The following is a 19,028-nucleotide window of genomic DNA, read 5'->3' on the forward strand; positions in this document are numbered from 1 at the left end:
GGGTAGTGCCTCGGTGGCCGCAACGACCTCAGCGACTTCCGGTGGCGCGCTGGTCGCGTGCCGCTCGACGGGCGAGCGAACCGGACGGCTGCAGCCGACTCACGAGACCGCGTTTCGCGCGGTAGCGGAACCGGCTCCGCTGGCGGGCGAACCAGCCGAGCGCTCCCTGCGCCCGTGACGCCTCGGCCTCCGACCGCTGCCACAGCTCGTCGGCCGTCGTGTCGTCCACGTCACGACCGGAGAAGACGACGTCGTCGGTCGTCCCCGCGAGCGCGGTGAGCGTGGTCGCGCCCTCCGGTTCCTGGGCTCCGAGCACGGACGCCGTGGTCGACCGCGTCGCGGCCGCAGGCACCGAGTACCCGAGCTCGGCGTAGCGGTCGATCAGCTCGTCCCACGCACCGGCCGCACTGCGGTCACCACCGCCCGCGCGGCGACGCTTCGTCCGCCGACGCTTCGCACCCGAGATGGCGAGGAGCGGGATGACGTACAGCGACACCGGGACACCCACGATCAGTGCGAGCCACCACACCCATTCCGGGATCACGAGTCCGTCGTTCTTGTCCTTGTCGTCGCCGTCGTCGATCGAGGCCTCGGTGAGGAGGCTGTCGTCGAGGTTGTCGCTGCGCGGCGGCTGACGCACCTGCGGCTGCGGCTCGGTCTTCGGCTTCGGGTCCTGGTCCTGCGGGATCTCGGTCTCATCGGGGGTCGGCGAGAACGCGACCCAGCCGTAGCCCTCGAAAGGCACCTCGACCCACGCCGTCACGTCGTCCCCGACGACCTGCACAGAACCCTGGCCCTCCGTCACCTCCGGCGCGAAGCCCATGACGACCCGCGCGGGGTAGCCGAGCGATCGGGCCATGAGGGCGAACGCTGAGGCGTACTGCTCCTCGTCACCGACCATCGGTGTGCGGGTGAACAGCTCCGACATCCGGTCGGCACCGTGACCGGCGCGCGACGGAGAGCTGTCCGAGGCGAGCCCGTGGCTGAGGAACCCGGTGGTGCGGAGCGTCTGCTCGATCCGCCGCAGCTGGGCCATGGGGGTCGTCTCGGCACCGACGAACTCCGAGGCCTTCGCGACCACGATGTCCGGGATGTTCGTGACGGGCGGCAGCTCGACCGCTGCGGTCGGCGTCGTCGCGAGGGCCGTGTCGCTCGGGACCGCCTGCGTGGTGGTCCGCTCCTCGTAGTCGTCACCCGTGCCGATGCCCGAGGTGATGACGGCCGTGCCACTCTCGGCGTTGTAGCGGATGTCCTCGGATCGCTCCGCCGCCTTGCCGTCGAGGGTGAGCGCGCTCGGGTACCCGACGCTGGGCACCCAGATGTCGTCGTAACCGGTGATGTCGATTGACACCCGTCGGTTGCTCCCCGGTGTCATGAGCTGGGGTGCGGGGAGGTGGTCGCCGACGAGCTCGAAGGCACCGGAACCGTCGGTCGCCGTGGAGGGCCCGGAGACGGTCCACAGACGGCCGTCGTAGCTGTCCATGGCCGCCAGACGGATCCGATCCCCCGGCTCGAGGCCGGTCGCGGTGAAGAGCTTCGTCTCGGCGAGGTCCTTCGTGTACTCGCGGAACCCGGCGAGCGGGCTCGGGTACTCCAAGGGGTCGAACGGCGGGGTGACGACCTCGCGGAGGACGAACCGTGAGTCCGTGGGAGGCGAGGCGACGACGGCCGCACCGCCGCCGACGACGACCGCGACCGCGGCGAGGACCGCCGTGCCGATGATCTTCTTGCGACGGAGGACGGCGGTGGTCGACGCTGCCGCGTTCTCGCCACGACCGGCACTCGGCCGCCAGCCGAGCCAGAGGAGGGCGATGAGCGCGAACGCGATCCCGCGGACGGCCGCCAGGAAGGGCGTCTGCGTGCCGAGGAGGACGCCGAGGGCGTAGAGCACGGTCGGGCCGACGAGCACGATCGCGCAGCGCACGGCGACCTGCGGACGGCGCGGCAGCCAGCGGACGGCGAGCACGGCGGAGACGACGCCGACGAGCAGCCCTGCGACGTAGGGCAGGGTCATGATGTACGCGGGCGCGCTCAGCGGGGTCTGCAGAGTGACGAAGTCCTTCCACCCGAACACCGCGCCGATGCTGATCCCGCCCAGGGTCCGCAGGTTCGGGAGGGCCGCGAACGTCGCCACGGACGGCATCGCCAGGGCACTGCCGAAGACGTAGAAGACGAGGACGGTCGAGAGGCCGGTCAGGAGGGCGTTCAGCCGGAGGGCGTGGGAGGCGACGCCCACCGCCATGCCGAGCGCGAGGCCTCCGAGGCCCGCGAGGAGGAACCCGGTGCCACTGAGCGCCGCTCCGAAGCCGAGCAGGCCGAGGGCCGCGAGGACGAAGACGACCGCGAGGTCGATCCAGGAACGGCCGGGCAACGGCCAGGGCGCGGTGAAGGTCGGAACGATGCCCTGGACGTCGACGTCCGCCGCCGAGCCGGGAACGCGCCCGGGGCGCACCGTCGTGCGCTCGTCGACCCCGCTCACAGGGCCCTCGACATGACCTTGGCGAGGTCGCTCAGCGCCCCGACGGTCATGACGTTCATCCCGGCGACGTCCTTGATGCTGGCTCGAGCGCCGCGCTCGACGCGGATGCCGAACACGTTGACGTCGGGACCGAAGAGACGCTGGATCCCCCGGTACTCCTGTGCCTCGAGTCGCGAACCGGCGACGATGATGACGACGCTCGGTGCCGGCAGGCGCTTCGTGTTCTCCCGGGCGAAGGTGCGCGGGGTGTCGAAGGTGCCCTCGGCGAGCTGCAGCCGGCAGCTGTCGTCGAGGAAGGACGTGACCGTGTGGGTCCGGAGCGCGAGTCGATCGGTCACGACGCTGATCGGCACCTGGTCGAGGATCACCTGGGTGGCGATGGACGCGGTGAGCGACACCGCCAACTCGAACTCGTCCTCGTCCTCGGCGTAGTAGCGGGAGTCGGTCGTCATCACCATGGTGAGCTGCGACCGCCGCGTCTCCTCGAACTGCCGGACCATGAGCTGGCCGGTCTTCGCGGACGACTTCCAGTGGATGTAACGGCGGTCGTCGCCGGCGACGTATCCGCGGAGGGCGTGGAAGGAGATGTCGTTGTTGGTGATGGTCTTCGTGACGAGGCCCTCGAGGTCGCGGATGAGACCGGCGGCCGTCGGGTGGAGGCGCGTGGTCTCGGGATGCACGAAGAGCTCGACCGGCTCCGTCCAACGCACCTCGCGACGCAACAGACCGAGCTGGTCGCCGCGGACCGAGACAGCGGGCCCGGCGGGGATCACGGCTCGCCGGTTCGTCGGTACGGCGAACAACTCCTCGTGCTCGCCGTCCTTCGGGATGGCCGGGATCGCGAACTCCGCCAGGCCGTAGCCCACGGGGACCTCGAGGCGCGTGGGCGTCGTGGCACGGTTGCCGGGGTTGGCGATGAGGACCTGCCCGATCGCGCGCTCCCCGACGGTGACCCGGCTGGGGTTCAAGTGGATGGAGATGCGGAAGGTCGACCGTCCGAAGAGGTAGGCGACGGAGGCGAGCAACGCGGCCAGCGGCACGAAGCCGAGGAAGACGAGTTCCGCCCACCCCAGGATGAAGCCTGCGACGGTCGCGATGACGCCGATCGCCAGGACGACCCAGCCGAGGCCGCTGACCACGGCGAGCACAGGCTGCGCCGCCGTCCAGGCGACCCTGACCCAGGGCACGACGACGGCGCCCACGCCGTCGACGAGGCCGCGGACCGGGTTCGGCCGTCGGGCCGGGACCGGCCCACCGTCGTCGTGCGCGTCGGGGCCGTCCGGGCTCGTCTCGGCAGGCGCGCCGACCGTCGCCGTGCGGACCGGGTCGGATCCGTCCGGCGCGGCGGCGGCGCGCTGCTCGAGGGTCTCGCTCATGCTGCGCGGTACGCCGGCGGAGCGATGCTGACGAGGACCCGGGCCACGACGTCCTGCGCGGTCACGCCGGCGAAGTCGGACTCGGGGTCGATGATGATGCGGTGCGCGAGGACGGCCTGCGCGAGGTCGTTGACGTCGTCGGGGGTGACGTAGGTGCGCCCCTGCGAGATGGCCCACGTCTTGACGGCGCGCACGAGCGCGAGGGCACCGCGCATGCTGACGCCGAGGGCGACGTCCTGGTCGTCCCGCGTGGCCGCCACGACGTCCGCGACGTACTCGAGGATGCTGCCGTCGACGTGCACCTCGGTCGCGAGCTGCGCCATCGTGATGACGGCGTCGGAGCCGATGATCGGCTGCACCTTCGTCGCGCGGGCCCGGTTGGAGGCGTCGAGCAGCAGGTTCACCGAGGTCTGGCGGTCGGGGTAGCCGAGCGTCGTCTTGATGAGGAACCGGTCGAGCTGCGCCTCGGGCAGCTTGTACGTCCCGGCCTGCTCGATCGGGTTCTGCGTCGCGATGACCATGAACGGTTTGCCGGCCTCGTAGCTCGTGCCGTCGATCGTGACGATGCCCTCTTCCATGACCTCGAGGAGCGCCGACTGCGTCTTCGGCGAGGCGCGGTTGATCTCGTCCGCGAGCACGATCGAGGCGAAGATCGGTCCCTTGTGGAACTCGAAGACGCCCTTGCCCTGGTCGTAGATGGTCACACCCGTGACGTCGGACGGCAGGAGGTCCGGCGTGAACTGGATGCGCGAGCTCGTGCCGTCGAGCGTGTTCGCGAGGGCCTTCGCGAGCACGGTCTTGCCGGTGCCCGGGTAGTCCTCGAGGAGCACGTGGCCCTCCGAGAGCATGGCCGTGACGACGAGCTTGATGACGTGCTCCTTGCCGAGGATGGCCTGCTCGACGTTGCCGACGAGCTTGCCGAAGGCATCGGCGAACCAGGTGGCCTGTTCCTGCGTGACAGTCATGGGTGTGCTCTCCGTGAAGTGAAGGTCGTTGTGGTTCTAGAGGTTGTTCCAGGCCGAGCCGGACATCGAGCCGATGGTGAACGTCTCACCGGTGGCGTTGTTCCGGAACGTCGCGGCGATGGTCTCGCCGCCGGTCATGACGCCGAGATGGTTGTGGTGCGTGAAGCTCCCGTTACCACCGACGGTCACGTTCATGGACGTGCCGATCGCGCGTCCATCGCGGGTGATGTCCACGGTGTAATTGCCCTGGGGCACGTTCTGGTAGTTCACACCGACGTCGTAGCAGCCGGTGCCGCCACTCTGACAGGCATGCGCGCCCCCGGACTTGAACAGGGAGCCGCTGGGCTTCGGCGGCGGCGGATCCTTGACCGTGGCCTCCGCCGGTCCGCCCTCCGGGCCGGTTCCGCCGGGCCCGGTCGCGGACACGTACACCTGATAGGTGCCCGCGCCGATGCCGCCGACGGAATCGCTGGTGCTCCCCGTCGTCCCCGTCTTCACGGTGCTCGAACCGCTCATGATCCGCCAGCTGTAGCTCGTGACCTGTCCACCGTCATCCGCTGGCCTCGCCCACTGCATGGTGAGGGTCGCCGGGGCATCTCCGGATGCCCGCAGCGACACGTTCTGCGGCGCGGTCGGGACGCCGTAGGCGGTGGCCGTGACCGTCTCGGAGTCCGCGCTGTTGCCGACGGCATTGTGCGCGTAGGCGGAGAAGGTGTAGCTCTGCCCGTTCGTGACGTCGAAGGTGCAGTCGTTCCCCGGGGCGCACTGCTTCTCCCCGCCGCCGCTCCACTTCACCGCGTGGTACTCGATGGGCGCGCCGTTGCTCGCGGGCGAACCGCCGACGACGACGGTGATCTTGCCGCTCTTCGCGCTCTTCAGACTGAGCGACGGCGGATCGGGGACGTCCTTCACGATGACGGTGATGCGGCCCTGCACTCGTCGGTTGGGGTCGTTCGTCGCGTCCTGGACCGTGTAGATGACGCTGACGGTCCCGCTCTTGGACGAACCGGGCGTGACGGTGACCGAGCTCCCGGACACCGTGGCCGTCGCTCCACCCGCCGGGGCGCTCTCGACCGTGGCGTCGAGGATCTTGAGCGGCGTGTCGGGGAACGGGTTGTAGTCGTTGGCGAGCACGTTGATCGACTCGGCCTTGTTCTTCCGGCCCTCTTCCACGCGGTCGTCGATGGCACGCGGGAGCGGCCTCGTCGACGACACGACGCGGACGTTCACGGACCCCGGGACGGAGTACTCCTTGTAGTTCACGGTGAAGGTGAGCGTCGCCGAGGTGCCGGGCTGGGTGCCCTGCGGGGCGGAGATCGTCACCTGCGAGCCCGACAGGTTCCCCTGGACGCCCGCTGTGGTCCCGCCGAAGCCCTGGTAGGTGAGGGCTGCGAGGATCTTCGGGTTCGGGTGGTCGCTCGACGCCCGCAGGTCGACCGTGATGGGTGCCTCTCCGGCCTCGATCGTCACCGTCGGCGGCGTGAACGTCGGCGGGACGTCCTCGAGGTCGGGGTCACCCACCGTGATCGGCAGGGTGAGCAGTTTGCTGTCCCGGCCGTCGGTCGCCTCGAAACTCACCGACGCCGGTCCGCGATAGTCCTTGGCCGGGGTGAAGGTGATCGTGGCGTCGTCGACGTAGCTCGACGTGCCGTTGCTCCGGAAGTTCACGACACTGCCCTCGGAGGCGATGGTGACGGGCTTCCCGGACGGCGCCTCGGTGATCTCCGAGAGCTTCCAGGTCCGCGTCTCGTTGACCTTGACGATCTGCTCGGGCAGAGGGCTCTTGATCCGCGGCGGCTCACCGTCGGTCGCCGCCGGCACGATGATGAACGCCGCGCCGCTCAGCTGGGTGACGGGATCCGTCAACCGATAGGCGATCGCCTGGCGTCGGTCGGTGAGGGTGACCCGGATGGTGCCACCGTCGCGCACCTCGCCGGACGGGGCGTTCGCACCCTCGAGGCTCGGCTGCAGGTCGTCCACGAGCCCCCCGGGGTTCTGCGCACCGTCGAGCACGTCGATGTCGACGGTCTTCTTCCCGACGATGTCGGCGTCCTCGAGGACGTGGTCGTCGGCCTCGGGGAACTGGGGCTTCGCGTCCTTCGTGACCTTGACCTGGATGTAGGCGCTGTCGATCCCGCCCTTGCCGTTGGTGATCTGGTATCGGACGGTGAAGAAGGCCTCCTCGTCCGGCACCTCGATCACGACGCGACTCTTGCTGACCTCGGCGGTGAGGCCGTCGTCCACCGAGAGCAGCTTCGGTTCGAGCTTGAGCTTGTAGCCGTTCGGATCGGAGTCGTTGGAGAGCACCGGCACGGAGGCGACCTTGCCCGGGAGGACCTCGATGTAGTCGTCGACCGCGTTCGGTTGCCCGTCGACCTCGGGACGCCCGATGACGCCGATCTTGATCGTGCCCACTGCGACCGCGCCGTAGGTGTCCTTGACCCGGTACTGGAAGGTGTCGGTGCCGGAGGAGTCCGGGGCCGCCTCGTAGACGAACCAGGTGCTCCCCTGCTCGATGACGCGACCGAGGAGGGGCGCGGAGGCGATGTCGTCGAGGACCACCGAGTCGCCGTTCGGATCCAGACCGTCGAGCGGGACGTCCACGCGGACCGTCGCACCGGCGAACACCCGGGAGGTGAGCAGCTGCGGGACGGGCGGTTGGTTGTTCTTCTTGTCCTCGCCGACCACGTTGAAGGTCACCGTGGCCGTGTCGGCCTCGCCGAAGGTGTCGTACACGCGATACGTGGCGGTGTAGGTGCCGGGCTCGGTCGGCGCCTGGAACCGCACCTCGTCGTCGTCGACGAAGGCCAGGCCGGCGGTCGGCACGTCGACCAGCTCGCGGTCGACCAACATCACGGCCGCGTCGGGGTGGTAGTCGTTGTCGAGCACGGCGACGTTCGCGATGTCGCCGGCGCGCACCACGACGGCGTCGTCGCTCGCGACCGGCGCCTGGTGCTTCGGGAGCGGCGGCACCGGGACGATGGTGACCGCCGCCGTCGCCGAGGAGGTCCCGTCGGAGACCGTGTAGGTGAACTGCAGTTGTCCCTCGAGCGGTGCCGAGGAGGAGACGCGCACCACGGCACTGTCGAGGACCTCGACGGAGAGGGAGGCGGACTCGTCCGGCACGTCGACGGACTGGAGCGCCAACACCTGACCGCCCGGCGACTCGTCGTTCGCGAGGACCGGGATCGTGATCGTCTCGTTCGGTCGCAGGTAGCCCTCGTCCTTCACGGCGACCGGTGGCTGCACGTCGGTGGGCTTCTCCAGCACGTCGACGCGGATGAGCCCGATGCTCGAGGCGATGCCGGCACCGAGCGTGTACTTCAGGTAGTAGGTGCCCGGCTCGTTCGACGAGACGGTGACCGACTGCTTCTCGAGACTCGGCGACGACACGAGTCCGCCCTGCAGGGCTTCGACACCGATGAGACCGAGGGGCGCACCGCTCGGTGACTGGTCGTTCGCGAGTGGCAGGACCTGTGCGGACTCGCCGACGAAGGTCGAGACGAAGTCCGGTGTACCGATGGGGCTGAGGGCGCCGGCGGGTTGCACGTCGACCTTGAGCGTCCCCTCCGCCGAGGTGACGCCGTCGGACACGACGAATTTGACGTCGCGCGGGCCCATCTCGGGCGAGGCGTGCGTGAACGTCACGAAGCCGTCCGGGGTGAAGCGGACGAGGTCGCCGGACGCCGGCGAGGCCGACTGGAGGAAGATGTCGTCACCGTCGGGATCGCGCCAGTCGGCGAGCACGTTGTAGGTGACCGTCTGCCCGGCCTCGACCGACACGGCGGCCTCGCGATGGGACGTGGGCGGCTCGTTGACCTCGGGCGGTTTGATGGCGATGCTGACGTTCGCCTCGGCCACGCCACCCGGCCGTCCATCGTTGACCGAGTACCGGAACGACGTCGTCCCGGCCACGAAGCCCTCTGCGGGCGTGAACTGCAATGCCCGCTTGCCGTCGATGTACTCCAGCTTGCCGGTCTCGGGACCGATGTCGCCGAAGTTCTGAATGGTCAGGACGTCGCCGTCCGCGTCGGAGTCGTTGTCGAGCAGCGGCAGGACCGTCGCGCGGCCCGGGCGGACGCCGAACGCGTCGTCGCGGGCGATCGGCGGCCGGTTCTCCTCGGTCCGTTCGGCGAGGGTGTCCTCGAAGGACTGCTCTGACGCCTTCTCGTCGCCGTCCTCGCCGTCCTCCTCCTGCGGAGGCGTCACCTCGTCCCAGTTGTCGACGAGGCGCATGTTCGCCTGCACGAGCCAGGAGTTGCCGGTCTGGACGTTGTTGAGCGCGATCACCGAGCGGTTCACCCGGAAGACGAGCTGCTGCCCGACCGTCTCCGGGTTGATGTCGGCGATGACCGGCTTCTTGTCGGCGCACTCTGCGGCATACCGGCTGGAGGAGGCCCACGCACCGTGCATGCAGCCGTCGAGGTTGACCGGGGCCGTGACCTCGGCCGCACTCGTCGCCTCGGTGACGACGTCCGCGTCGAGCACCTCCGGGTCGCCGCCACCGAGCGGGATGCGCACGAGGGAGTCGCCGGTCGCGATGACGGCAGCGTCGTCGGAGGCCGACGGCTCCTGGATCTTCAAGGGCTTGCCGGGCAGCTCGACGATGGAGCCGTCCTGCTTCACGAGGTCGCCGGACTTCAGGTCGAGGATGACCGCCTGCTCACCGGCCGCACTGAGCTGGTACTCGTCGAGCTTCGGGAGCTTCGACTCGGTCTTCGTGCCGTCGGGCAGGATGCGGTAGAGGATCCCCTTCGCCGGTGCCACCGCGAGGATGGTGCCCGTCGAGGTGACGACCGCCTGACCGGCCTTGCCGATGGAGACGATCGGTTTCGTTTCCGTGGGGTCGAACCGGAGTTCCCCAGCGGCGTCGACGGACCAGAGCTTGCCGGTCTCCCCCGCCACGACCGAGAGTCGGTCGCCGCCGTAGTGCACCGTCGCGCCGGTCGGCAGCGAGACGCGCTGGATGAGACTCGTGAACGCCGGGTCGATGCGCTCGAGCGAGGAGAGCGCCTTGTCCTGGAGGAAGACGTCGTCGCCGTCCTGCAGCACGTCGGCGTTGTTGGAGGCCGTCGAGACCGCTCCGTCGAGTTCGGAGATCTGGTCGTTGAGGCGCCCGGCGAGCAGGGACTCACCATTGGTGACCCAGACGTCGCGGGACTCGAGGTCGACCTCGGTGACGGGGAAGCCCTGGTGGATGAGTGCAGCGGTCACCGGTACGGCGACGAGGACCGACAGTGCCGTGATGGAGGCCGCGGTCTTGCGCTTGCGCAGCCAGGCGCTCCAGTTGCTCACGATCCCCCAGGTGATGTTCGGTCAAGGCACGGTCCACGCACCGCGCTGCAAACGCGGAGTCACTCTAACAAACAAGTGCCGTCTGGAAAACGGTTGCGGGGGTCAACCTCAGGCTGGTCGTCCCCCGTCGACGCCCGCCTGGTCGGCATGGTCGAGGAGCGGCAGGTCGCTGGCGTCGACGAGCCTGGTCGAGACGGCGTACTCGACCAGTCGTGCGCGACGTCCGGTCGCGAGCTTGCCTGGTCCGCCGCGCAGCCCCTGCACCCCGAACTTGTCGAGCTTGTCGCAGACGTTGTCGAGCTTGCGGTTGAAGGTGGTCTGGCTCCAGCCGAGGCGGGCGGCGGCGGCCGCAGACGCCGGGATCTCACCGCGGCCGGGCGACGCCTGACGCAGGACGTCCTCGGCCAGGGCGACGATGAGGAGGCGCTGGCTGCTCGTCAGGTGGATCGGACCGACGGTCGTGGTCCCGGCGGTGGTCGTCGAGAGCTGCGACGGACTGAAGTACTCGAGATCCGAGGTGATCGTGAAGTCGTAGGTCGTCGTCCCCGCACTGAACAGCACCTGCAGCTCGGGGAACACGATCGGGAGCCGCGCGCCGGGCGCGAGCCACGCCTGCACGTTGCCGGTCGTGTCCGTCACCGTCGCGGAGAGGGTGTTCCCGATGTTCGTGAGCCACCAGAGCCCGGCGTCGAAGGTGACACTGAGGAAGGTGCGGTGCAGGAAGGGGTTCTCGTCGACGACGAGGTCGCCCTCGCGCCCGATCAGGAACGGCTTGCGTGCGTCCACGGCGTACTCCTCGCCGCAGAACTCGACGCGCACCGCCGTCTTCGTCGTCGTCGTGTCCGTCGCCTCGTCCATGCTCATCGCCCAGTCCCCCTGATATCTGTCATCGTGTCGCTCCCCGTGCGTCCGTCCCGCTACTGCTGCGAGCACATCTCGAGTGGATCGGGCGAGGTGACGCCGCCCCGGACGATCACCACCTCGATGCACAACTGCGCGCCCGGAGCACTCGGCTTCAGATCGACCGCGTACGTCGAGGTCGGTACCTTCGGCGAGTTCTTGCCGCTGCTCGTCACCTGGTAGATGTACGAGTCGCCGTCCTGCGGATCCGGGTTGTCCCAGATGAACGTGACGACGCTGCCGTCCTCGCTGATGTTCACCCCGAACGGCTTCGGCGAGGGGACGTCGCTCAGTTGGATCGGCGCCCCGGTCGCGGCGGCGGTCGGCTTCGGGTCGGCGGCCGCGCCCTGCCAGATGATCCCGGCCGCGATCCCACCGACCGCGAGCACCGCGACGCCGCCCACCACGAGGAGGCGGGTCAGTCGGCGACGTCCGCCTCGTCCGTCCGTATCAGCATCGGGGTCCTCCGCCGGACCTGCGGCGGCGGTCTCGAGGCGGTCGCGGCGGATCGTCTCGGAAGGCGCCGAGGCCGCTCCGACGGTGATCGGCGCCGACGGTTGGATCGGCTGCACGAGCGGTCCCGCCGAGCGGACCACCGTCTCGTCGCCGACCGGAGGCTGCACACTCGGCACGCCGGGACGTGGCTGGGCCTCGACCGTCGGGACCTGTCGGACCCGCGTCTCGTCCGACGCACTGCTGGACGTGTCCGGTCGGGGGGTCTGCGACTGCGGCTGCACGAGGTTCGGGATGTCGATGGGTGTCGGCGCGTACGCCAGCTCCATCTCGACGCGCTGCAACGCCCGCGCGAAGTCGACGGCGCTCTCGAAACGGTTGGCGCGGTCCTTCGCGAGGCCCTTCTGCAGCGTCGCGACGAGGGAAGCCGGTGCGTCGTCGCGCCCGAGCGGCGTGATGGTCCCGCGCTCGATCCGGCTGATGAGGTCGGCCGCACCGTTCGACTGCCCGGGGATCTCGAACGGCGTCCGCCCGGCGAGGAGCGTGTAGACCGTCGCCGCCAGGGAGAACACGTCGGACCGCACGTCCGGATGCGGCTCGTCCTCGAACATCTCGGGCGGCGACCAGGGGATGGAGAGACCGACCGTCTGCGTGCCCGAGGCACCGGTGGAACCGACGTCGCCAGGGCGCCCGGGGCCGGCGTTCGTCGGAACCTCGAGTTCGACGGCCTGTGAGATGCCGAAGTCGGTCAGCGCCGGCCAGCCGTACGCGTTGGTGAGCACGTTGGCCGGTTTGATGTCGCGGTGGAGGATGCCGGCCGCGTGGGCGGTCGCCACCGCACTGGCCAGGCGGACGCCGGTGCGCAGCGCATCGGCGACGGCGAACCGCCGCAGCTTCGCCTGCTCGGCGAGGCTCGGCCCCGCGCAGTACTCCATCGCGAGGTATGGTCGTCCGTCCGGGGCGACGTCCGCCGTGTAGATCGTGACGATGTAGGGGTGCGCGGAGAGCTGCGCCATGAGGTTCGCCTCGGCGACGAAGGCCTCACGGGTCTGCTCGCTGAGGTGCTCGGCGAGGAGCACCTTGACGGCGACCTGACGCCTCGGCAACTGCTGCTCGTACAGGAAGACGTCGGAGAAGCCACCCGCTCCGAGCTGTCGTTCGAACCGCAGCCCGGGGATGGCCGGCGGTTGCGAGGGTGAACGGCGCACGTCAGCCCTCTCGGACGCGCAGCGCGACGCCGCCGCCGAGGTCGATGACGGTCCCGACGATCACCGGTGTCGGCTCCCCTGGTCGGAGGGACTGCGGTGCCTGACCGGGCAGGACGACCTGCGTGCCGTTCCGCGAGTGGAGGTCGGTGACGACGACCGTGCCGCCCTCGACCGCGACGCGCACGTGGCTCCGCGAGATGTCGTCGCCAGTGAGCGTGACGAGTGTCGGGACGACGGACGCCGGGACCTGCGAGACGCTCGGCGCCCGGCCGAGGACGACGGGTGAGGCGAGCGATTGGCGAGTGCCGCCGGGGAGTTCGAGATACGTGAGTGGGGTCGCCGACGGCGTGGACGACCGGGCAGGCGGGGTCTCGGCCGCTCGACGCGCACGCAGCGCGGCGAGGTCCTCGGCGAGGATCGTGTGGCCGTCGTGGTCGCCGAGGTCCGATGGTCCGGCTGCCGCGGGTTCCGGCGCGGCGACCGCGGTGGCTGCCGCCTGCTGGTGCGCCGACTCCTCGGCCGCCGCGCGTTCCGCGTCGCCGGCCTCGTCGACCGCCGCCGCACCGACCGGTCGGAGCACGGTCTGGCCGAACAGGAAGTCATAGCCCTCGTCGACGGGCTCCTCCGGGGTGGAGGAGGTCTCGTCCGGGTCGTCCTCGTCGTGGAAGAACTGGGTGTCGGAGACGGACGGCACGACGTGGAGCGACTGCGCCGGCTCGATGTGCGCCACCGGGGTCGCCTCGTCGCCGTCCGTCCCGTCGTCCGCGTCGTCCGAGGTCGCCGCGGACGCAGCGGGCTCGGCGGGAGCCGGGACGGGCGGGGCCGCGAGCTGCTCCGCCGCCGTCGGCGCATCGGTGGACGATTCGGTCGACCGGCGCTCGTCGCTGGTCGGAGCGGCGACGGAAGCCGTGGACTCCTCGTCGAGGGTCGCCGTGATGGAGGTCGTCCAAACGGCTCCCGACCCGAGCGGGAGTCGCACGCCGGACGGGTTCGGCTGGTCGCTCCGGAGCGTGACGCTCACCGCGTCCGCGTGGTGTTCCTCGACCCAGGTGGTCGCGCGGGCGCCCAGGACCGTCTCGGTCCCGGCGGCGCTCGTCACGACGGCCGCGGCGAGCCCGCGCACGATGACCGTCGCTCCCGATCCGTCCCAGACGGCCGCGGCGAACGCGGGCGTGTTCGAGAGACCGCCGGCGGCGAGGCGGTCGACGATCAACGACAGCGACGCGTCGCCCGGGAGGTCTGCGGCGAATGCTGCAGCGGCGGTGTCGTCGCCCTGGGCGTCGACCAGCACCAGTCTGCCGGGCCCCGCCACAGCGAGCCAACGGCGGACCTCGGCCGGTTCCATTTCGTACGAGTACACGGCCACTCCTCTAGCCTCGCGGCATCGTCTCTTCAAGATACCCGAGACCACCCGCGTCATCGTAGCCGGGGCCGCTGGACATCAGCGAGGTCGACACGACGTCGACGACCAGTGCGGTCACGTTGTCCCGCCCACCGGCGGCCAGCGCGAGCTCCACGAGGCGGTCTGCCGCTCCCTCGAAGCCCTGCGACAGGACCTCGGCGATCCGCTCGTCGGACAGCTCGCCGGTGAGCCCGTCGGAGCAGAGCAGGAACCGCTGCCGCCCGACGACGGGAAGGAGCCAGACGTCCGGGTCGATGCCGGCCTCGACGCCGATCGCCTTCGTCACGATGTTGCGATCGGGGTGTTCGCGCGCCTCCGCCTCCGTGATGGAGCCGGCGTCGACGAGTTCCTGCACGGCCGAGTGGTCGACGGTGATCCGACGGAGTGCGCCGTCGGCCCAGGTGTACACCCGGGAGTCCCCCACGTTGAACACCATCCAATGGAGGTCGGTCTGCGGCGACAGCGCCACGAGCGCGAGGCCCGCGACGGTCGTGCCGATGACCCCGTTCGGCGTGGGGATGCCGCGGATGACCGCGTTGGCGGCGACGATCGTGGTCACGACCGCCTCGGTCGTCGTCGGGACACCGATGGGGATGCCACGTTCGAGCGCCGCCGCGACCTCACGGCTCGCGACCTCGCCGCGTTCGTGCCCGCCCATGCCGTCCGCGACGACGAAGGCGGGCGCGCCGGCGTAGAACGCGTCCTCGTTCAGGCGTCGGACCAGGCCGGTGTCGGTCCGCCCCTCACTGCGCAGGGTGTGCGTGGACCGCGCGGTCTCGATCGTCGTCATCCCTCTCCTGCCAGGTCGTCCGGAAGCGCTGGGACTTCGCCGGGCCAGGTGCCGTATCGGTCGTCGAGATCGACACCACGCAAGGAGACGACGTCGCCGCCGTAGGGGATCGTCGCGACACCGAGCGTCGTCAGGGTGTCCGTCACCCACGCCGTGTCGCGACCGGCACCGGTGACCCTGAGCGTCACGAAGCGCTCCGGGGCGTCCTCGGTCTGCGACCAGACCTGGGCGAGGACGAAGTCGAGCAGCGCCGCGTCGCGGTTCGCACGCCGCTCGGGGACGACACCGGCATCGTAGGTCTCATCCAACTCGAGGTTGACCGCGAGATAGCGCGTGGAACCGTCGTTGGCCGGCGAGATCCGCGCCGCCACACCGGTCACCTCCTCGATGGCCGCGATCGCCTCATCGGTCGATCGCGCCTGTTCGGACGAAGGCCCGGGCGCCCCGGTCGACGCGGGCCGCCGGGCGCCGGGCAGCAGCGCACAACCGGCGAGCAGGCCGGTCAGCACGACGGAGACGACCACGACACTGAGGATCCGATGCATCAGTTCCGCCTTCCGTGATAGTCCACAACGGTCTGTTCGCCGCTGAAGAATCCTCCCGCAGAATCGAGGAACGCGTCGACACTCGGATCACCGGCGCGGCTGACCTCGTCGGCGAACTGCTCGTACCGGCGCGAGCTGTGCGACGACGCGATGCCCGGCTCGTGCGGTTCCAGTTCGCCGCTCTCCGGATCGACGAGCCGGGGGGCGTCACCCTGGACAGACGTCCAGTTGGCGCTGTCCGGGTTCTCACGGCCGTCCAGGCGCGCGACCGGGTCCTCCTCGAACTCGAGCGACAGCACCTCGACGTCGTCGGGGATGTCGTAGCGCGCGATGGGCGAACCCGCTGTGACGACATGGGTGATGTTGAACGGCACAGACGGGTCGGAAGCGATCAGACCGGCCGTGATGCCCCCGAGACTGAAGCCCTCGAGCATGACCGGATCGGTCGGCGAGATGCCCTGGGCCCGCATCGCATCGAGGACCGCCGCCGCCAGCGCGGTCTGCTCACCTTGCATCGCGACGACGTCGGATGTCGAGTCGTTCGCAGCCGACCCGGCATCGGGGTTCCAGACCATCGTGCTCGGGATCTGGACGATGAACGACTTGGGTGGGCCGGCCGTCTCGACGATCCTGATGTCGCTGAACTCCTCGCCGCCGATGCTGTCGATGGCGCTGGACCCTCCCATGAGGTCACCGATGCCGCGGACGTCTCCGTGCAGGACCGGGATCCCCCGGGGGCTTCCATCGTGTCCGACCGACAGGCTGGCGGAGCCGTCCTCGAAGAGCCCGAACCGGTTCCCGCCGCCCGCGATCGCCGCCACCGCCTGCTCGTTGGTGAGCGGTGGCCAGACCTGCCCGGTGAACGCGGTCATCAGCCCGTTGAACCCGGGGATCACGTTGCCGACGAACGCGAGACCGGTCAGCAGGCCGGGTGCCCCGTCCGTGAGGACGTCGACGAGCCAGGCGTTCTCGCCGAGCACGGTGTTCCCGAGCGCCGCCAGTTCCTGGAGATTCTCGAGCGCCTCCGAGTAGGTCTTGGCCGTACGGTCGACCACGTCCTGCGGTGAGTACGCCGAGATCGAGTTGGTCGCGAAGAGTCCGGCTACACCGGCCGGCGAGAGCAGCAGCCAGGGGTTGTCGCCGATCTGGTCCATGGTCTGCTGCGCGCCGTCGACCAGCGACTCCACGCCCTCCAGGACCACGTTGCCACCGGCGACGCCGAGCATCCACGCCCCGCCGACCACTGCGGCGCCCGCCGCGACGACGACGCCGACCGGCACCGCCAGGACGCCGACGACGAAGGCGACACCGTTGTGGAGGGCGACCGTCGCTGCGGCGATCAGCTGGTCCGCGGTCTCGTAGGCGACGACGGCACCCTCGAGGAAGACGGCGGAGACGCCGGTCTCGGTCGCCACGAGGAGGAGGGAACCGGAAGCGAGGACGATGGCGCCTTCCGCGGCCGCCCCGGTGACCGGTGACAGGATGATCGACTCGAGGAGGTCGCCGTCGACCGCCTTCGCGGCCGCGGTTCCCGAGCGCCCGATCAGCTCGGTCGACAGCGTGGACAGCTGTTGTGCCTGCAGCCGCATGTCGTCGAGCTTCGCGCCGACGCCTCCAGTACCGCCGGAGACCGTGATCCCGCTCATGCGCGTGCTCCCTGGATGGCCGCGGCGATAGCCAACACCTCGGCGACGATGTCCGCGCGACGGACGGCCCGGATCGACACCCGGGTCCCCTCGGCGACGGTGGTCGGGTCCATACCCGCCGCTTCGACGTCCGGCGTGTCGACCGACACGGCGACCCAGCCGTCGGCACCGCGGAGCCACGTGTCCGTCCACCGTCTCATGGGCTCCCCGCTCCGGGAGAGCGCATCGAGCCGGAAGCCGCCGTCGATCCGCCGGGTGACGCCGCCGAGGAGCACTGCGGCCTCCGGGCTGTGGAGCTGTTCGACGACCGCGCCGACGACGTCCGGTCGGTCCTGGCGGAGCGCGAGGACGAGCGCCTCGGCGTCCGAGAGCGGGAGGACGACCACGTCGGTCGAACGACCCCGCACGTCCGGGACGTCGTGGAGCGCGGAGAGGGGCCGCAGGAGTTGCTGGGCCAGCCCGGCAGTGTCGAAGGCGCGGATCTCGACGGCGTCCTCGTCGCGCGCGGCCGTGCCGTGCTCGGCGACGGACGCGTCCGAGTGGTCGACCCGCTGCGTCCGCAACAGCGCCAGGGCGTGCGCGCCGATCACGGAGACGGACTGGATCGCCGTCCGGTCGAGGGTCCAGCAGGAGGCGTCGACGGCCGCCGTCGCGAACTGCGGCATCGACAGGAAGGCGGCGAAATCGGGATCGACGTCAGCGGTGAGGTCGTCCGGGAGGCTGTCGTCGCCGCGGGCGAGGAGTCGCCGCTCCCGGAGCCCCGCGACGGCTCGCTGCTCGCGCTCACGGACGTCGGCGGGCGACACCTCCGAACCCCATTCGCTGTGGAAGGCGGGTGGCAGCACGATGTGCGGGGTGCGGTGCTCCAGGACGTGGAGTTCGTCCGCGGTCAGCAGGAAGGCTGCCGCGGCCGGAGCCGGGCGGGTACGGGTCATGGGCATCAGGGGGTCCATCCTCGGCTGCGGTAGAGGTCTGCAAGGTCCAACCAGCTGCGGTCACCGGGGGTCGGCAGCGATGGCGTGGAGGCGACGATGTCCTTGGCCTGGTGCACGAGGAAGTCCGGAACCTCCTGGCCGAAGAACTCGAACACCTTCGCGGCACCGTCCTTCACGGTCTCGACCGCACCGGAGACGAGGTTCACCGCGTCGTTCCAGCGGTCGCCCACCCAGCGCGCGGCGTCCTCGATGAGCTGCTTCACGTGTTCGACGGCGGTCGCGTGCGCGTCGAGTTTGTCAGCGGCGTCGTCGAGCTGCGTCGCCGAGTTCTCGAGCGAGACCGCCCGGGTGCCGAGCTGCTCGATGAAGGTCTCCGCCGCGGTGGAGGTCCACGCGAGCTCGGCCGCCGAGCGGAGGTCTCCGGCACGGCCACCGACCTCGGTCGCGAGGGTTCGGAGCTCCGTCGCGCGGAGGCGGATCTGTTGGGTGTCGCCGTACACTGCTCGCTCCTCGTCGGGTGATGCTGCCTCGCTGTCGCCGTGGGTCGCCTTCGCCGGAAAAACCGCGCGCCCTCACCGACACGTGGTCGGGAGGGCGCGCAGAGCGAAGCCGACGGTGGTGACTACTGGCCGGCGCCGGCAGCGAGCGCTGCGTCGGTCTGCTCGAGCGTGGTCACAGCGTTGTTGAGGTAGCCCGACAGCTTGTCGAGGTGCTGGATCGTGACCGTCGCGCTCTGCGTGAAGGCCGTGTAGGTCTCGTTGAAGGTGCCGGACGCGGTGTCGGTCTGGAACCCGGAGGACACGAGGTTGTTGATGAGGGTCTGGAGGCGGTTGAGCGTGGTCTCGACCTCGCCCTTACCCGTCGTCAGGTTGACGGCGGCCTGCTTGATCTCGCTGTAGTTGACGTTGATGTTGGCCATGAGTCTTGCTCCTTCGTTGTGGTCACCGGCACCGTCGGTGCCTTCATCATGTAACCACAACGCCTCGCGGGAGCACATGGGGAGCACTCCCCATGCAGTCCCCATCCGGGGACGA

Annotated in this window: 12 protein-coding genes and 1 pseudogene; all 13 read right to left on the minus strand. The window is 70.1% G+C overall.

Annotated features, from left to right (window positions below; genetic code table 11):
- Positions 1 to 28 precede the first annotated feature (28 nt).
- The 13 genes and pseudogenes from AC4PMY_RS04320 to AC4PMY_RS04380 all read right to left on the minus strand — a co-directional run bounded on the left by AC4PMY_RS04320 (position 29) and on the right by AC4PMY_RS04380 (position 18,913).
- Positions 29 to 2,479: a transglutaminase-like domain-containing protein gene (locus tag AC4PMY_RS04320; protein WP_491622075.1), complete on the minus strand. Its 2,451-nt coding sequence runs from the start codon at positions 2,477 to 2,479 to the stop codon at positions 29 to 31.
- Complete coding sequence (locus AC4PMY_RS04325; protein WP_491622076.1) at positions 2,476 to 3,855, minus strand: DUF58 domain-containing protein; 1,380 nt, start codon at positions 3,853 to 3,855, stop codon at positions 2,476 to 2,478. Before AC4PMY_RS04325 ends, AC4PMY_RS04320 begins: the two co-directional genes overlap by 4 nt.
- Positions 3,852 to 4,820, minus strand: coding sequence for an AAA family ATPase (locus AC4PMY_RS04330; RefSeq protein ID WP_064296711.1), 969 nt, complete (start codon positions 4,818 to 4,820; stop codon positions 3,852 to 3,854). The genes AC4PMY_RS04325 and AC4PMY_RS04330 overlap by 4 nt, the downstream gene beginning before the upstream one ends.
- Before the next feature lie 36 nt (positions 4,821 to 4,856).
- A complete protein-coding gene (locus tag AC4PMY_RS04335) occupies positions 4,857 to 10,115 on the minus strand; it encodes an Ig-like domain-containing protein (RefSeq protein ID WP_491622077.1) in 5,259 nt (1,752 codons plus the stop codon).
- 108 nt (positions 10,116 to 10,223) lie between these two features.
- On the minus strand, positions 10,224 to 10,979 hold the full coding sequence (locus tag AC4PMY_RS04340; protein ID WP_231884419.1) for a hypothetical protein: 756 nt from the start codon (positions 10,977 to 10,979) through the stop codon (positions 10,224 to 10,226).
- Between the two features lie 53 nt (positions 10,980 to 11,032).
- The gene (locus AC4PMY_RS04345; RefSeq protein ID WP_064296714.1) at positions 11,033 to 12,676 is read right to left on the minus strand and encodes a serine/threonine-protein kinase; all 1,644 of its coding nucleotides are present in this window, start codon (positions 12,674 to 12,676) and stop codon (positions 11,033 to 11,035) included.
- 1 nt (position 12,677) lies between these two features.
- On the minus strand, positions 12,678 to 14,036 hold the full coding sequence (locus tag AC4PMY_RS04350; protein ID WP_491622078.1) for an FHA domain-containing protein: 1,359 nt from the start codon (positions 14,034 to 14,036) through the stop codon (positions 12,678 to 12,680).
- A 10-nt stretch (positions 14,037 to 14,046) separates the two neighbouring features.
- Complete coding sequence (locus AC4PMY_RS04355; protein WP_491622079.1) at positions 14,047 to 14,868, minus strand: PP2C family protein-serine/threonine phosphatase; 822 nt, start codon at positions 14,866 to 14,868, stop codon at positions 14,047 to 14,049.
- Positions 14,865 to 15,413 (minus strand): hypothetical protein, encoded by a 549-nt coding sequence (locus tag AC4PMY_RS04360; protein ID WP_064296717.1) that lies wholly within the window; start codon positions 15,411 to 15,413, stop codon positions 14,865 to 14,867. Before AC4PMY_RS04360 ends, AC4PMY_RS04355 begins: the two co-directional genes overlap by 4 nt.
- The gene (locus AC4PMY_RS04365; RefSeq protein WP_491622080.1) at positions 15,413 to 17,059 is read right to left on the minus strand and encodes a hypothetical protein; all 1,647 of its coding nucleotides are present in this window, start codon (positions 17,057 to 17,059) and stop codon (positions 15,413 to 15,415) included. The genes AC4PMY_RS04360 and AC4PMY_RS04365 overlap by 1 nt, the downstream gene beginning before the upstream one ends.
- Positions 17,056 to 18,000, minus strand: coding sequence for a hypothetical protein (locus tag AC4PMY_RS04370; RefSeq protein WP_491622081.1), 945 nt, complete (start codon positions 17,998 to 18,000; stop codon positions 17,056 to 17,058). The genes AC4PMY_RS04365 and AC4PMY_RS04370 overlap by 4 nt, the downstream gene beginning before the upstream one ends.
- Positions 18,000 to 18,500, minus strand: a pseudogene (locus AC4PMY_RS04375) (hypothetical protein); the annotation flags it as partial. The pseudogene AC4PMY_RS04375 and the gene AC4PMY_RS04370, both read right to left, overlap by 1 nt.
- 116 nt (positions 18,501 to 18,616) lie before the next feature.
- Positions 18,617 to 18,913, minus strand: a complete 297-nt coding sequence (locus AC4PMY_RS04380) for a WXG100 family type VII secretion target (RefSeq protein ID WP_056008215.1) — start codon at positions 18,911 to 18,913, stop codon at positions 18,617 to 18,619.
- Positions 18,914 to 19,028 lie beyond the last annotated feature (115 nt).

This window comes from Plantibacter sp. MDV22-iso1 (genome assembly GCF_058408345.1).

Excerpts from the sequence above, each read along its gene's own strand:
- AC4PMY_RS04325 (WP_491622076.1), bottom strand. The coding sequence starts at position 3,855 with ATGAGCGAGACCCTCGAGCAGCGCGCCGCCGCCGCGCCGGACGGATCC.
- AC4PMY_RS04355 (WP_491622079.1), bottom strand. The coding sequence starts at position 14,868 with ATGACGACGATCGAGACCGCGCGGTCCACGCACACCCTGCGCAGTGAG.
- AC4PMY_RS04330 (WP_064296711.1), bottom strand. The coding sequence starts at position 4,820 with ATGACTGTCACGCAGGAACAGGCCACCTGGTTCGCCGATGCCTTCGGC.
- AC4PMY_RS04370 (WP_491622081.1), bottom strand. The coding sequence starts at position 18,000 with ATGCCCATGACCCGTACCCGCCCGGCTCCGGCCGCGGCAGCCTTCCTG.
- AC4PMY_RS04380 (WP_056008215.1), bottom strand. The coding sequence starts at position 18,913 with ATGGCCAACATCAACGTCAACTACAGCGAGATCAAGCAGGCCGCCGTC.
- AC4PMY_RS04340 (WP_231884419.1), bottom strand. The coding sequence starts at position 10,979 with ATGAGCATGGACGAGGCGACGGACACGACGACGACGAAGACGGCGGTG.
- AC4PMY_RS04365 (WP_491622080.1), bottom strand. The coding sequence starts at position 17,059 with ATGAGCGGGATCACGGTCTCCGGCGGTACTGGAGGCGTCGGCGCGAAG.
- AC4PMY_RS04360 (WP_064296717.1), bottom strand. The coding sequence starts at position 15,413 with ATGCATCGGATCCTCAGTGTCGTGGTCGTCTCCGTCGTGCTGACCGGC.